At 63.8% G+C, this 14,383-nt stretch carries 10 protein-coding genes; all 10 read left to right on the plus strand.

Annotation, left to right across the window (positions count from 1 at the left end; genetic code table 11):
- Positions 1-477: 477 nt before the first annotated feature.
- The 10 genes from OVA00_RS35250 (at position 478) to OVA00_RS35295 (ending at position 14,375) form a co-directional block, all read left to right on the plus strand.
- Positions 478-852 (plus strand): hypothetical protein, encoded by a 375-nt coding sequence (locus OVA00_RS35250; protein WP_113080468.1) that lies wholly within the window; start codon positions 478-480, stop codon positions 850-852.
- 148 nt (positions 853-1,000) lie between these two features.
- Positions 1,001-2,518: a phage tail sheath family protein gene (locus OVA00_RS35255; RefSeq protein ID WP_268090718.1), complete on the plus strand. Its 1,518-nt coding sequence runs from the start codon at positions 1,001-1,003 to the stop codon at positions 2,516-2,518.
- Between the two features lie 17 nt (positions 2,519-2,535).
- Positions 2,536-3,063 (plus strand): phage tail protein, encoded by a 528-nt coding sequence (locus OVA00_RS35260; protein WP_060519070.1) that lies wholly within the window; start codon positions 2,536-2,538, stop codon positions 3,061-3,063.
- Between the two features lie 41 nt (positions 3,064-3,104).
- Positions 3,105-3,785 (plus strand): hypothetical protein, encoded by a 681-nt coding sequence (locus tag OVA00_RS35265; RefSeq protein WP_268090720.1) that lies wholly within the window; start codon positions 3,105-3,107, stop codon positions 3,783-3,785.
- A gap of 847 nt (positions 3,786-4,632) precedes the next feature.
- On the plus strand, positions 4,633-5,898 hold the full coding sequence (locus OVA00_RS35270) for a DUF4255 domain-containing protein (RefSeq protein ID WP_090300660.1): 1,266 nt from the start codon (positions 4,633-4,635) through the stop codon (positions 5,896-5,898).
- The gene (locus OVA00_RS35275) at positions 5,895-7,775 is read left to right on the plus strand and encodes an ATP-binding protein (RefSeq protein ID WP_268090721.1); all 1,881 of its coding nucleotides are present in this window, start codon (positions 5,895-5,897) and stop codon (positions 7,773-7,775) included. Before OVA00_RS35270 ends, OVA00_RS35275 begins: the two co-directional genes overlap by 4 nt.
- On the plus strand, positions 7,772-8,041 hold the full coding sequence (locus OVA00_RS35280; protein ID WP_060519078.1) for a hypothetical protein: 270 nt from the start codon (positions 7,772-7,774) through the stop codon (positions 8,039-8,041). Before OVA00_RS35275 ends, OVA00_RS35280 begins: the two co-directional genes overlap by 4 nt.
- On the plus strand, positions 8,041-9,720 hold the full coding sequence (locus OVA00_RS35285; protein ID WP_268090722.1) for an eCIS core domain-containing protein: 1,680 nt from the start codon (positions 8,041-8,043) through the stop codon (positions 9,718-9,720). The genes OVA00_RS35280 and OVA00_RS35285 overlap by 1 nt, the downstream gene beginning before the upstream one ends.
- A gap of 70 nt (positions 9,721-9,790) precedes the next feature.
- Entirely contained in the window at positions 9,791-13,666 is a 3,876-nt protein-coding gene (locus tag OVA00_RS35290) for an eCIS core domain-containing protein (RefSeq protein ID WP_162731860.1), read from the plus strand.
- Between the two features lie 61 nt (positions 13,667-13,727).
- Positions 13,728-14,375: a hypothetical protein gene (locus OVA00_RS35295; protein ID WP_060519084.1), complete on the plus strand. Its 648-nt coding sequence runs from the start codon at positions 13,728-13,730 to the stop codon at positions 14,373-14,375.
- Positions 14,376-14,383: the final 8 nt, after the last annotated feature.

The following is a 14,383-nucleotide window of genomic DNA, read 5'->3' on the forward strand; positions in this document are numbered from 1 at the left end:
TAACGCATGTAGTGCCCCTCCCGACGGTCGCGACCTAGTCTCGCAACAAACAACGCAAATCACCAACGTCGTGCAATTGTTTTGGACTTACGCCAGCCGCGTCTCACTGTATGCGCGGGAAGCCCCAACTTATACATGTTATCCCGTATATTCTATTGGGATTTATACTTAGTTTATTTTAATGTGAAATGGTGTTCGATTGGCGGTTGCAGTGTAGAGATTAGAATTATCTCCGTTGACATTTTCTGTGTTCTGTATCTTTATAATTATCTTCTTGCATTCTGATAAGTATATCTCAAGCGTGACGTTGCTACGTTCGACGCTGCGAATGCCTTTGGGCTTCCCTAAGCACTATCCGGCGAGCTGGGCCTTAAAGCAGCAGATCTCGTTAAAGCGTCCGTGTTTGCTGGCGCAATTTAAAATTGTGATACTGAATTCTCCGACTGATCGCGCAACGCTTTCTCCGAGGTGCCTTTCATGTCAGAAACAATCACGTGGTCCCTAACCGCAGGTGGCAAGTCAGGCTCTGCCATCCAGACCAAGGGCGCATCGACGGGCGATGGTATCGTTTCCGTATCTGTCGATCTCGACGCCGGAAGTGCAGAGCGCGATCTGACCCTGCAGGTCGACAAGGTCGACAACGTCGCCTTTCTCGCGATCTCTTCCGATCTTCTCGACGGTTCGGTGACGGTCAAGGCAGACGGGGCCAATGCTTCCGCGCTGAGTGGTCCGATCCTCTTGTTCGGAGAGGCGGTCAAGCTCTTTGCGGGCGATCTGACCACCCTGACAGTTCACAACACATCGGCGGATAAAGCCGCCAAGGTAACGGTTCTGATCGGCCTGACGGTCTGATCTGACTTTCAATCCGGTTTCGACGGCCCGCAAGGGCCGTCCGATGCATCGTTCGCTTTTGCATTCACGATCCGTTTGAGAACAGGAGCCGCGCATGCCCATCTCTCCAACCTATCCCGGCGTCTACATTCAGGAGCTCGACTCGGGCGTGCGAACCGTCGCCGGTGTGCCGACCTCGATTGCCGCTTTCGTCGGACGCACGAAAAAGGGGGGTGTCGGGGAACCGACGCCCTGCTTCAACATGGGCGAGTTCAATCGCCGCTTCGGTGGGCTTTGGAGCGACAGCAATGTCTCCTACGCCGTCGACGATTTCTTCGCCAACGGCGGCGGGCAATGCCTGATCGTACGGCTGTTCGAGCAGGACGGCGGCGACGGCTATGCAGGCTTGACTGTGGGCACCCTGATCCTGCGGGCCAAGAGCCCTGGTGCCTGGGGTAATTCGCTCTCAGGGAAAATCTCGCACCCCGACGTCGCCGATCCCGAGGGCGCGGCCGCAGCTGCCAAGAAGTACGGACTGACAGTCAACGACATCTTCGATCTGGAGATCGTCGACACTGCCACTGACACCCGGGAGGTATTGCGTACCCTGTCCATGAGAAGCGATGCGGGCCAGCGCCGGTTCGACCGGATCCTCGCGGCCCAGAGCAACCTCGTTGAAGCGCCGCCGGCCCCGACCTTTTCCAATAGCCGGCCCGCGGATGCCGCCACAGGTACTGCTACCGGTGGCGACGACGGAACGACGCTGGCCGATGCGACCTACCAAGGTGATCCGGCGCTGAAAACCGGCATGCAGGCGCTGCGCAAGGCGGACATCTTCAACCTGCTCTGCATCCCACCCGACACCCGCGAGGCCACCCTGCCCAAGGCAGTCAGGGAAACGGCCGCTGCACTTTGCGCTGAAAGGCGCGCGCTTTACATTGTCGATCCGCCGAACGAATGGGACGCCAACCCCGACACCGCGGCGACGACGGCGAAGAATGCCCAGCTCGACGCCACGGACCAGGTGCTTCCACTCACCAATGCCCGCAACGCCGCGCTCTATTTTCCGCGGCTTCTCAAACGTGATCCGTTGCGCGGCGGTCAAATCGATGCCTTCGCGCCCTGTGGGGCGGTGGCGGGCGTGATCTCCCGCACCGACGTCAATCGTGGGGTCTTCAAGGCGCCGGCCGGCCTGGCCGCGACGCTGTCCAATACCCAGGGGTTGACCGTGAAGCTGACCGATCAGGAAAACGGCCTGCTGAACCCGATCGGCGTCAATTGTCTGAGGTCGTTCCAGAACATCGGCCGCGTCGTCTGGGGCGCTCGCACGCTGGCGGGCTCGGACGTGCTGTCGGACGACTACAAGTACGTGTCGGTCCGGCGCCTCGCGCTCTTCATCGAAGAGAGCCTGTTCCGCGGCACACAATGGGTTGTGTTCGAAGGTAATGACGAACCGCTCTGGGCACAGATCCGTCTCTCGGTGGGATCGTTCATGCAGCGGCTGTTCCGGCAGGGCGCGTTCCAGGGGGCGAGCCCCAAGGAGGCCTATTTCGTCAAGTGCGACGCATCGACGACCACGCAGGACGACATCAATCGCGGCATCGTCAACATCGTCGTCGGCTTCGCGCCGCTGCAGCCGGCCGAATTCGTCATCATTTCGATCCAGCAGATCCGCAGCGCGTCCTAAAGGGAGGGCGGACAAACATGCCACAGTTCACCACGAATGCCGACCGTTTCGACCCCTATAAAACGTACAAGTTCCGTCTGCGCTTGCCGGACGGGGATTACGTTGCCGGCGTCAGCAAGTGTTCAGCGCTCAAGCGCTCGACGGAGGTGGTCAAGCACCGCGAAGGTGGCGACCCCTCGACCAGCCGCAAGTCGCCGGGCCAGACCGAATATGAGGCAATCACGCTGGAGCGCGGGGTTACCCATTCCAAGCAGTTCGAGCAATGGGCCAATAAGGTGTGGAACTATGGGGCGGGCCTCGGGGCGGAGGTGTCGCTCAAGGATTTCCGCAAGGACCTGATACTCGAAATCTACAACGAGGCCGGTCAGATTGTTTTGGCCTACAAGCTCTATCGTTGCTGGCCCTCCGAGTTTTCGGCCTTCTCCGACATGGACGCTTCGGCTAGCGCCATCGCGATCCAGACGCTGAAGCTGGAGAACGAGGGATGGGAGCGGGACGAAGACGTGGCTGAGCCTGAAGAGCCCAGCTTCGAAGTTCCGGCCTGATCATGCCCCTGGGAGCTCCCTCACGGCTGGACGCCTCCGCGGTGATTGAGCTGGCCGACCGCGCGAGCGTGCTGTCGCCGGCTCAATGGTCGGTCGCGCTGCTGCAACGGGCCTATCCCGAGGCCGCGTGCGGGACCCTCTTGGCCCTGCCTATGGGGGCGCGCGACCGTTTGGTTCTGGCGATCCGGGCACGACTGAGGTCGGGCCCGCTCCGGGCGGAACCGGTTTGCGAAGCGTGCGGTAAGATCTACGAGCTCACGCTCGAACCCGCCAGCCTCGGGCTGGCGGGGGAGGCGCTTTGGCCAGAACCTGGTTTTCAAAAGGTGATGATCGGTGGCTGCGAGGCGGTCGTGCGCCCGGTGACCGTCGGCGACATTCTTGAGATCGAGACCATCTCCGAACCTGAAACGGCTGCGCGGATGCTGGCGGCACGGGTCCAGGAAACGGCAATGGATCTGCCGCTCGATGGCCTTGCCGAGGCTCTGGAGGCGATCGATCCGGGCGCCGATGTGTGGTTGGAGACCGGCTGCCCGGAGTGCGGCGCCAGGCAATCCGTGGCTTTCGATTCGGTGCATTTCGTCGCTCATGAGCTGCAACAGATTTCGCGGCAGATCCTGCATGACGTCGTGCACATCGCTCGGGTCTTCCACTGGTCCGAGGCCGAGATCCTCGCTTTGCCGGAGCATCGGCGGGCCTTTTATGTGGCCGAGGCACTGGCATGAGCGCGTTCCTGAGCAACCTTGCCGCGCGCGCGCGCGGCACGCTGCCCCGACTGGCGCCGCGCCGGCCCGGCCCCTTCGAAACGCTGGGCGAAAGGTCCGAACCCTCCGACAGCGATAGGCCGGTGCCGTCCATGTCTTCCGAGGCTCCGTCGCGCACCCCGCGCACCAGAGAGGCCGCCCCTCCGGCGGCCGCCCCCGTCGCGGGTCCGACCATATCCGCAGCAGCTACGACGGTCCTGAGGTCGACACACGCTGCAGCGCCGGTAACGCCAGCCACGTCGGCACCGGCTGCACCGTCGCGTCGCATGATGCCATTGGCGCCCGCCGCAGGCGTTGCTCCGGCTGCTCTTGCTTCGAGGCCGGCGGTCACGCCACCGGTGGCAACGTCGTCGCAAGCCGTTTTGGCCGCTGAAACCCCTCCGGTCGCGCACGCTCCCGTTTCGCTGCCCATCGCGCCGTCCGCCCCGGCGCCGGTGATCGCTAACGGCACACTTGCAGACGCTCTTGGGGACATGTCCGGCGAAACGGCCCGGGCGGATCCCGAACCGGCGGCGTCCCCTGTCGCTGCCGATGGTCGGCCGGTATCGCGATCATCGATTGTCCCGGTCCCGAGGGCCGCCCCGCCATTGCTTGCGCGCGAGGATACCGCGCCGAATTGGGCAGCGCAGGTCCCGCGAGGCAGGAACGCTGACCGAGCTGTGGAGCCGCAACAGCCGCCCCAGGTCGAGATCCGCATCGGCACCATCGAGGTGGTGATGGATCCGCCGCGAGGCGGACAACCAGCCCCGGCAAGGGCGGAGGCTCGGGGGATCAGCCTGGATGACTTTCTCGACGGGAGAGGTGGGCGATGAGCAACCCGCTGGCCATATCCACCGTCAGCGCAGCCTTTCTCCGGCGCATCCTGTCGGCGGCCAACGCCGCGGTGCCAAATGCCAAGGTGCGGTTGGGGGCGCCCACGGCCAAGCTTGCCGAGGATGCAGCGCCGCTCGTCAATCTTCATCTCTACCGGGTCGAGCCCAATGCCGCCCATGCCAATGACCATCTGCCGACGCGTGGTGCCACCGGCCAGATGCGCGGCCCCAGCAAGCTGGCGCTGAACCTGCACTATGTAATGAGCTTCTACGGCAATCACGACGCGTTCGAGCCCGATCTGATGCTGGGCGAGGTGATGCTGGCTCTGGAGCATGAGCCGCTGCTGAGCAAGACCACGATCCACAACGCCATCGAAGACAACGACGAGCTGGAAGATAGCGACCTGGAGGCGGCGTTGGCGCGGCTGCGCGTGACGCGCCAACTGATGACGATCGATGATTTCTCGAAGATCTGGTCAATCTTCTATCAGGTCCCCTATGTGCTGTCGCTCTCCTACGAGGTTAGCCATGTGGTGATCGAGACGTCCGCCACGCCACCGGTTCCTACCCCGGTGGCGCATCCCGGGCTTTGGGTCTCGCCGGTTTCAACGCTCCGGCTCGACGCAGCGGGCAGGGCGCCCGGCAGTATCATCCCGCCGGTCTGGGGCGGTATCCTCCACGTGGCGGGCAGGGGCCTGGCCAAGCCGGGGCTCGAGCTGGAAGTCGATGGTGGCGGTCTTGCCATGAGCGGGGTTCGGCAGTCGGAGGCGGCGCTTGCAGTGACGCTCGATGCCCCCACCTTCGGCGGCGTCGAGTTGGCCGTCGGCGTCCACAAACTGCAGGCGATTGCACCCAGGACCAGCGCTGACCAGCCGGATCACGTGCGCGCCCGCTCCAACGCATTGGCCTTTGCACTCAGCCCGGCGATCGTCGTCGGTACGATCACCGCGCCGGCGGGTGGAACGACGGCGACAGGTACGGTCGATATCGGCTTCACCCCTTCGATCCGGTCGGATCAGGCGGTCCGGTTGCTTCTCGATGTCCGCAACTCGGCAGCGCCGGCGCAGGTGATCCTGGCCGGGCGTATCCCTGTGGAGGGTGGAGCGAACGCCGCCTCGCTCACCTTTTCCTTTGTCAGCTTGCCGCGCGGCGATTATCTGGTGAGGGCCGATGTCGACGGGCTCCTCAGCCCGGTCACGCTCGACAGCACCGCGGGCAGCTCCACCTATGGCCAGATCATCGGCCCGGAGCTTTCGCTGTGAGCCGCGCCGAACATATCGCGTCCCTGGCCGACGCCTTCCCGGTCGTGCGCGCCTGGCTCGAACACGGCCCGGTCGCCGAAACCAAGCCGCCGCGCACCGCTGCCTGCGAGCTGGCCGAAATCTTCCGACTGGATGCGTTCAGTCGCAACATCCTGCTCTTGTGCGCCTATGTCGCCTTGGAACCGGACGGGCGTGACATCGTCGCCCGGTTGCTTGACGATCCTTTGACCTCTGCCCCCACGCTGTCGCTGGCACTGACGCGTCTGCCGGGCGCACACTGGAAGGGACTGTCGGCCGAGGCGCCACTGCGCCGGGCAGGGCTGGTCCGGATCGAGGGCAGCGGCTCGCTGGTCGATGCGCGCCTGCGCCTTGCGGACACGGTGCTGCTGCGCCTTGTCGGTGCGCCCTCGCTGGACGCCGGGGCCTCCGCCCTGCTGCGCCGCATTCCGCGACCGTTGTCATTGGCACCCAACCGCGCCAGGCTCGCCCGGGAAATCGGTTCCCGCCTGTCTCTACCGGACACACCGGTGCTGCACCTGACCGGCGGCGATCCCGAGGGCAAGCTTTGCGCTTTTGCCGAAGCCTCAGCCGGGATCAACGCCATCACCTATGCGCTGAACTCGCAGCTTCTGCCCCAGACAGCCGTCGAACTGGTGGACTTCGCCGCTGGGCTCACCCGGGATATGATGCTGTGTGCCGGGCGGTTGGTGCTGATGCATGACGACATGGGCGAGACACGGACCGCCCAGCTCTTTGCCGAAACCTATGGCGGGCCGCTCGCCATCGCCTCGGTCGAACCGATGCGGGTCGGTCACCGGTTGGCGCTCCGCCTGGAGATGCCGCGCCTGAAGGCGTCCGAGCAGCTTGCCGTGTGGCACAGCGTTCTCAGTGATGACGATACCGATCTTATCCCGGCCCTGCCGCGCCTTGCCGCCACCTTCTGCGTGGCTCCCGAAGTTGCGCGTGCTGTCGCTGCAGAAATGTCGCTGGAGAGCAATCGCGATCCGAAGCATCTGGCGACCTGCGCCTGGGAGGCCTGCCGCCGCACCGCGCGGCCCCGCATGGACGACCTGGCGCATCGCGTGGCCTCGCCCGCGACGTGGGACGACCTGATCCTGGCGCCGCGACAGAAGGATGTGCTCGAAAGCATCATTGCCCAGGTGCGCAACCGCACGCAGGTCTACGAGGAGTGGGGCTTCGGCGTGCGGCTCCAGCACAAGGGGCTCGGGGTCTCGGCGTTATTTTCAGGCCCGTCGGGCGCGGGCAAGTCGATGGCCGGCGAAGTCATCGGCAATGCGCTCGACCTTGATGTCTACCGCGTCGACCTTTCCGCGATGGTCTCGAAATGGGTCGGCGAGACCGAGAAGAACCTGCGCCGGGTCTTCGATGCGGCCGAGGATGGCGGCGTGATCCTGCAATTCGACGAGGCCGATGCGCTCTTCGGCCGCCGCTCCGAGGTTAAGGACAGCCATGACCGCCACGCCAATATCGAGGTGAGCTACCTGCTCCAGCGGCTCGAGGCCTATCGCGGGCTTTGCATCCTGACCACCAATATGCGCGACAATATCGACGACGCGTTCCTGCGTCGCCTGCGCTTCATCGTCGATTTCCGCTTTCCCAATCTGGCCGAACGCCGGGCGATCTGGATGCGGATCTTTCCTGACGCACAACCTCGCGAGCAACTGGATTACGACAAGCTGGCACAGCTCAACCTGGCCGGCGGATCGATCCGCAACATCGCGCTGGGCGCGGCCTTCCTCGCGGCCGACCGCGGTTGCGCAGTGTCGATGGCCGAGATCCTGCAGGCGGCGCAACTCGAATACGACAAGGTTGGCCGGCAGATGACCGACGCTGAACGCGCGGGGTGGCTGCAATGACTGCCGGGCCACGGATCGTTCTCAACATCGACCGGCTTCGCGTTCATGGCGTGCACGCAAGCGACGCTGCCGCGTTGGCGAAGGGGCTGAGGACGGCGCTTGCCGCGCAGCTTGCCGCCAATGGCGGCGCGCTGGCCGGGCAGGGTGGCGCCGATCATTTGCGTTTGAGCCTGCCACCGGCTGCAGGGCGCGGCCCTAACGCGCTCGGACGTCTCGCCGGTCAGCGGATCGCCGGGGCGCTCACCCGCCCGAAAGGAGGTGGCTGATGTCCCTGCGCGCTGCTCTGCGTGCCCGACGTTCGATGCCCCGTTCCGCACGCAACCGCGGTGGCTCGGGCGTGTGTGAACCTAAGATGCGGCTGCCCGGATCGCTCAGCGCGGTGCCCGGCGTACTTCAGCGTAAGCCGGTGGTCGGTCCGGCGAACGACGCCTATGAGCGCGAGGCCGATCAGGTTGCCGGTACCGTCGCAAAGGGCAGTGCTGCACGGGCTGTCACGCCCATGACGGCCGCTTCGGTGCAGCGGCAAGGCGGCGGGTCCGGGGGCAACACTCGGGGCAACACTGGGGGCGGGCCATCCGGCGCTGCCACGGCGGCCAAAGCGGTTTCTGCGGGCGGCCGCATGCTCAGTGTCGCTGAAGCCGGCTTCTTCGTACCGCGTTTCCGGCGGGACCTTTCGCATGTGCGCGTCCATGAAGGGCCGCAGGTCGATCAGGCCGCGGCCATGATCGGGGCGCGCGCCTATACGCTTGGAAACGATATTGCGCTGGCCAAGGGCGAGTACATCCCCGGAACCACCGAGGGCCGACGTCTGATGGCGCACGAGTTGACGCATAGCCTGCAACAGACCGCTGGCGAGCAAACCATCCGCCGCGCGCCGGACGGCGAACGCAAGGCCACCGACTTCAAGAAAGTCACGATGGTCTTCAACGGTGAGGAACTGATCGTTTACGGCGACGGCGAGGAAACCATGCGCTACGACGGCGATTCCGGTCGCCCGATCAAGATTACCGAAGAGGATGCCAAGGCCTGCGGCGCAGATGTCGATGTCGACACCTATCTGAACGACAAACGTTTCACCGGCATCAAGGACAAGGGGCCGATCCCGGAGGGCACCTATAGTTTTTCGCCACCGGGTATCAGCCAATTTTCAACCGGGGAACAGCTGGACCTTTTGGTCGGCGGCATCGTCGGCAAGAAAAACGTCACGGTCCAGGGGCAGAGCATTCATGCCGGCGACTGGGGGGCCGGACGGGTGCACCTCAATCCTGTCGCGGTCAGGGAGGGGCCGTGTGGCAATGCCGGAAGGCGAAGCGCGTTCTTCCTGCACGGCGGGCTACTGCGCGGCAGCTCAGGCTGCATCGATATCCAAACCAGCTTCGACGAACTGGCTGCCTTTCTCGACGGCTACAAAAATCCGGTCACGCTCAAGGTCGAGTATACCGATCCGGCGACCAGGGTCGGGTTCTGGACTGGGCTCGGCGGCGCGCTTGCCTATCAGGGCTTCCATTTCACCAGTCAGGGAACCGGCTTGTTAGGCGCCGAGGTGGCGGGCGACAGGACAAGTTTCGTCGCCTCGCTGCAATACAATGTGCTGCTGGACTGGGCCGGCGGTGCCCTGACCGCCGGCGTTCATGTCGATGTGCCGGTCGACGATCGGGACGCCTTTATCCGCGCCGGATTGCGCGGCGGTGCGGAGTATCGTGTCTACCGGTCCCTCTACGGGCGGATTTTCGGAGGCGGTTACTATGATACCGCGCGCGGCGATCTTCCGGCCGGGTTCGGCCTCCAGGCCGGCGGCGGCCTCGGCTATGATTTCGGACCGGTGCAAATGGAGGTGCTCTACAATTTCCTGGCGCCTCTGGGCGACGAGGATGCCGCCACTTCAGGCCGACCGGAGCGCCAAAGGGCGCACCAGGTCCTCACAGGGATCGGCTTCGAATGGTAGGGCGGGGCGACATAGCGCGACCTGCGCCGGCGATCACCTGCAGCACCAGGCCAACTGCCGGGGGGCTGCCATGTCCGTGAGCGTCGCCCAAGCCGCCAAGCCCCCCGCCTTTGCCGTCGCGACGCCGACGAAACACAAGGCCGAGCCGTTGCCGGATCAAGACCAGGTGCCTCGGCGCCTGCTTTCTTCGCTGTCCTCGGTTCCTTCGGTTCAGCGCGTCTGCGCTGAATGCGCCCGAGAGGATGACGAGCACACCATGCCAGTCATGCCGCGGCTTGAAGTGGGCCCGGTGGACGACCCGTTCGAGCGCGAAGCGGATGACATAGCCGGACGTGTGATGGCGACCCGCGAGCCAAATTCCGTTCAACGTGCCGGGCTCGACGCAGAAACGCCGGACGCCATGCCCCGTCGCATCAGGCGGAAATGCTCGGCCTGCGGAGGTGACGAAACGCCGGTGATACCGAGACTGGAGGTGGGACCGGTTGACCATCCGCACGAGGCCGAAGCGGATTCAATCGCAGCGACCGTCATGACCCAGCGCCCCGGCACCGGTCTTCAGCGCCGGAGCGAAGACGACGAGCCGGAAGTGATGGCACGCAGATCGGTCGTTCAACGCAAATGCGCCGCTTGCAGCGCTGCTGAGGAAGAGATGCCGGTCATGCCGCGTCGGGCCGTAGCGACGGTGCAGCGCATACCCTCGCCGCTGCTTGAGCGCGAGATGTTGCATGACTTGACTGACATGCCGCGGATGCGGGCCGACGGCCCTGCGGGTACCGAACACATTGCCGCCTCGGCCGGTCAGCTGGAATCCGGCGGCAGCGCCCTCTCGCCGCAAACCCGAGACTTTTTCGAAAGCCGCATGGGGCGCGACCTCTCTGGCGTGCGCATCCATCGCGGCAGCGCCTCGGATGCGCTGAATGACAGCATCTCGTCGCTCGCCTTTACCTACCGCAATCATGTCTGGCTGGGGCGAAACGAAGCGGAAGCGCCGTCCTTCACTATGGCGCACGAATTGGCGCATGTGTTGCAACAGACCCAGCCGGATGAAGTGCAGCCGAAAGTGCGCCGCGTCCCGTCCGAGATCATCAGCGAAACGCTCTACTTCGGCGAGGATCCCCAAAAGACACCCACCCATGACCTCGTCGTTGCCGACGCGGTCAAGAAGAATGCAAAACTCATGGGTGAGGTGGCGGTGCCCAACGCGCAGCGCGACAAGGGCTCTGTGGACGACGGATTTGGCTATGCCGACCTGGTCATCTCAGATCCCAACAAGCTCTGGGGACTGCGATTTGCACCGTACACTGGCATTGGCAGCAGCACCGGGACGGGGACCGGAACTGGCGCTGGCGGGCCGACCGCACTGCCGTGGTACGTCGTGTCGGACGGCGGTAAGAACGTCGTACCCAAGAGCCTGGGTTACGACACAAGAAAGTCGCTTCACATCGGCGGCGCCGCGCTGAGACCGGGCGGAGGCTACGAGAAATACAGCACGGAATCGAGCCCTCGCTGGGCGACCACCGACTTCATTCGATCCGCACTCGATGCGCCCTCGAGCTACGAGATTGGCGACGTAAAATTCGCCGGTGACAGGGATCGCATGAGCGACGCGGAAAAACAGGTTGGCGACTACGCCACCGGTTTCAACGAAGCCGCCCGGCGCTACAACAAGACGGTGGAACAGAGCGAGGCCGTCAAGAATGGCACCGCGCCAGCCGGAACCCTGACCGGGTCGTCGCGAAGCAATTCGCTCGCCAGGACCAACTTCAGCGCCGCCAAGATGGCGAGCTCCGCCAGCAGCGGCGATTTCATCCCTCTGGAAAGTGCATTGAAGCTGCGCCTCAACAAGTACAGCAAGACGATCCTTGGTCGTGACAAGTACGAGAACGTTACAGGGTTCACCTATACGGGGAAGTCCTATTACCGGCAGAAAAGCGGCGCCAAGTTCCTGTGGGAGTATGTGTTCTGGCCCGATGAAATCAAGGAACAGGACACCAGCACATCACGGTCCAACCGGCGCGACAAGCTGACCGAGGCGAGCCAGACCCTGTACGACCAAATGGTCTCTTCGCCGACGGGCAAGAAGGTGATGCCGCTGCGCCATGCCGATGCCCGCGTTCAACCCAAGAAACCAAAAAAGCCGCTGCCGCCACAGGAGGATCCGTTCCAGGCGCAGTACAACACCTGGAAGGAAAAGCAGAGAACCTTCACCAGGACCTTTGCCGACTACACCAACATCAAGACCGGGACCGGTAAGGCGGACATCGCCAAGCTGGCCTTCGACACAGCGATCCAGAACACCGTCAAGCTGCTGGGTGGCACCGGTCCCGACGGTTCGCGACCGGTGCAGGACACAGCCGCGCTGACCAAGGCGCAAACCGAATTCAACCGTGCCGAGCTCATGGAAGGGCGGTCGGGGCGGATGCTCGGGGCAATGCGCAAGACCTTTGGTGCGACTTTCGTCAAGGCGCTCAACATCTACCACCGGCTGAAGACCAAGTTCGAAAACTTCCTGGCGGGCGCGAAGAAGCGCACGAGTGGCGGCAAGATCGGCAAGGCGATCATGAAGGTCGGCGGCGTGATCTTCGGCGCGATCATCAAGGTCATGCTGCCGCAGGTTGGCGCCTATCTGGTCGACTGCGTCGAGGAAGGGTTCAAATCGCTGCTGAAGTCGATGATCGGCTCCGATTTCAGCAAATACACCGACTCGATCGAAGGCGAGTTCGTCAAGAAGTATGAGGAAATCGCGGCTCAGATCGAAGCCAAGGTCGAAGAGGCGGCCGAGGCGATCAAGACCCGTTTCGGCAGCATCTATGAAGCCGTGATGGACACCTGGGAAGCTGCCAAGACCCTGATCAGCATCGCCCGGCATGTGTTCAACGTCGCCCGCATCGCCTCCTGCGCCGCCGGCGGGCTCGAAACGGTGGGAATTTCCTGCGTCGTTGCCGGTGTCGACTACATCCTTTCGCTCTTCGACATCTCGCCCAGCGAGTATCTTCTGTCGCACATGCTGGGCTCCTGTGTCGCACAGGACCTGATCAAGGAGTTCATCCTCGGCCGGGCGATCATCCAGAACCTGCCGAAGGAAATCGCCGAGACGATCCGCAGCCATCTCAAGGACATCCTGCCGCCCGAGGTGAAGCCGCTGCTTTGCGATCATATCGGCGATGCGCCCGATCTGCCTGACGCGGCCGAGGTCCCGTGCGAGGACATCGACAATCCAGGTAGCGGACGGGGCGGCAGCGACCTCTCGAAACCGCCGCCGGGCTTCCCGCCGGGCATGAACGAGCGCCGGGCCACCCAGAAGGAAATCCGCGAACATGGTCGCCTGGGCACTGGAATCGTTGACAACGCAGGCAAGGTCGACCGCAGCAAACTGCCGGAAGAATTCCGCAAGCTGCTCGAGCCGGAAGCGCCGCCGCCTCCGGGCACTCCGGAGGTCTGGGATCCACCGGACAAGAGCAGCCCGCCGACCGCCAAAAGCAGCCCACCGGCGGACAAGCAAACCGTACCCGACGCGGCAAAAGACAAGCCCGCGGGACAGCCCCCCGAGCAGAAGCCCGCAGGCGGCGCGGCCGGCGGCAGCGGCGGCCAACCCGGATCCGGCGGGCAATCGACCCAGTCGGTACGCCGTGGACAAATCGCCGATCCGAGCGGGACGGTAACGAGCTATCACACCATCCTGCCAGGGCCTTCCGGTGGTTTCGCGCAAGGGCGGGGCGACGCCAAGACCTTGTTCGACGTCTACCTCTACGTCCAGACGTCGGACTTGAAGACCTTCGGACCGCTACCCATCCGGATCAAGGTCATCGAGGTGGGGCGTGACAAGTCCGGCGACTGGATCAAGTACCTCCCGGACGGCCCCTATGTGCTGAAGAACGATACCGAAATCGAGATCAATCCCACCGGCAGCGACGGGTTCTGGGCAAAGCTGAGTGCTGACAGATGAGACCGTTTCCAAAGAATGACTTCACTGGTTCCACGTCCGGCGTCTCAGATCGGAGCCTGCTATGACGGGTCTAACCATCTCCCCACAAGTCCAGAAAGGCGCTCTTGTCGGGCTTGATCTTTTCAACCCGCTCTCTTCGGTGGCGATCTTCCAGTACAACCCCGACCAGATCACCCGGTCGATCGCGCCGAACTACAGCCAGGCAGGCAACGGGCGGGCGGAACCGTTGCGGCTGGCCGGGCCTCCCACGGAGACGATCAGCGCCAACCTCAAGATGGACCTGATCGACCAGATGGAGGAGGGCGAGAACGGACCTCTGGGCGGCGGCATTTCGGGCTATCTCGCAGCGCTCGAGATGATGGTCTATCCGAAAACCATCGCCGTTGCGATCAACCAGGCGCTGATGCTGGCAGGAACCATGGAGGTGGTGCCGCCGGCCGCACCGCTGACGCTTTTCATCTACGGCTGGAAGCGGGTGGTGCCTGTCAAGATCGAAAGTCTGTCGATCACCGAGACCGCGCACGACCCGGCTTTAAACCCGATCCGCGCCGATGTCGCGGTCTCGATGAAAGTGCTGACCTACAACGATCTGTCCATGACCAACCCGGGCTACTGGGCCTTCCTGACCCACCAGGTGATCAAGGAGACGCTCGCCACCGTCGCAAGCGTCAACAACATCGCCGATGTGGCGGGCAACCTGGATTTCTGAGAGGGCGT

The organism is Ensifer sp. SL37, assembly GCF_026672675.1.
Lineage (GTDB): Bacteria > Pseudomonadota > Alphaproteobacteria > Rhizobiales > Rhizobiaceae > Ensifer > Ensifer adhaerens.

Coding starts and splice junctions, on each gene's coding strand:
- OVA00_RS35250 (WP_113080468.1), top strand. CDS start 478: ATGTCAGAAACAATCACGTGGTCCCTAACCGCAGGTGGCAAGTCAGGC.
- OVA00_RS35260 (WP_060519070.1), top strand. CDS start 2,536: ATGCCACAGTTCACCACGAATGCCGACCGTTTCGACCCCTATAAAACG.
- OVA00_RS35270 (WP_090300660.1), top strand. CDS start 4,633: ATGAGCAACCCGCTGGCCATATCCACCGTCAGCGCAGCCTTTCTCCGG.
- OVA00_RS35280 (WP_060519078.1), top strand. CDS start 7,772: ATGACTGCCGGGCCACGGATCGTTCTCAACATCGACCGGCTTCGCGTT.
- OVA00_RS35285 (WP_268090722.1), top strand. CDS start 8,041: ATGTCCCTGCGCGCTGCTCTGCGTGCCCGACGTTCGATGCCCCGTTCC.
- OVA00_RS35290 (WP_162731860.1), top strand. CDS start 9,791: ATGTCCGTGAGCGTCGCCCAAGCCGCCAAGCCCCCCGCCTTTGCCGTC.
- OVA00_RS35295 (WP_060519084.1), top strand. CDS start 13,728: ATGACGGGTCTAACCATCTCCCCACAAGTCCAGAAAGGCGCTCTTGTC.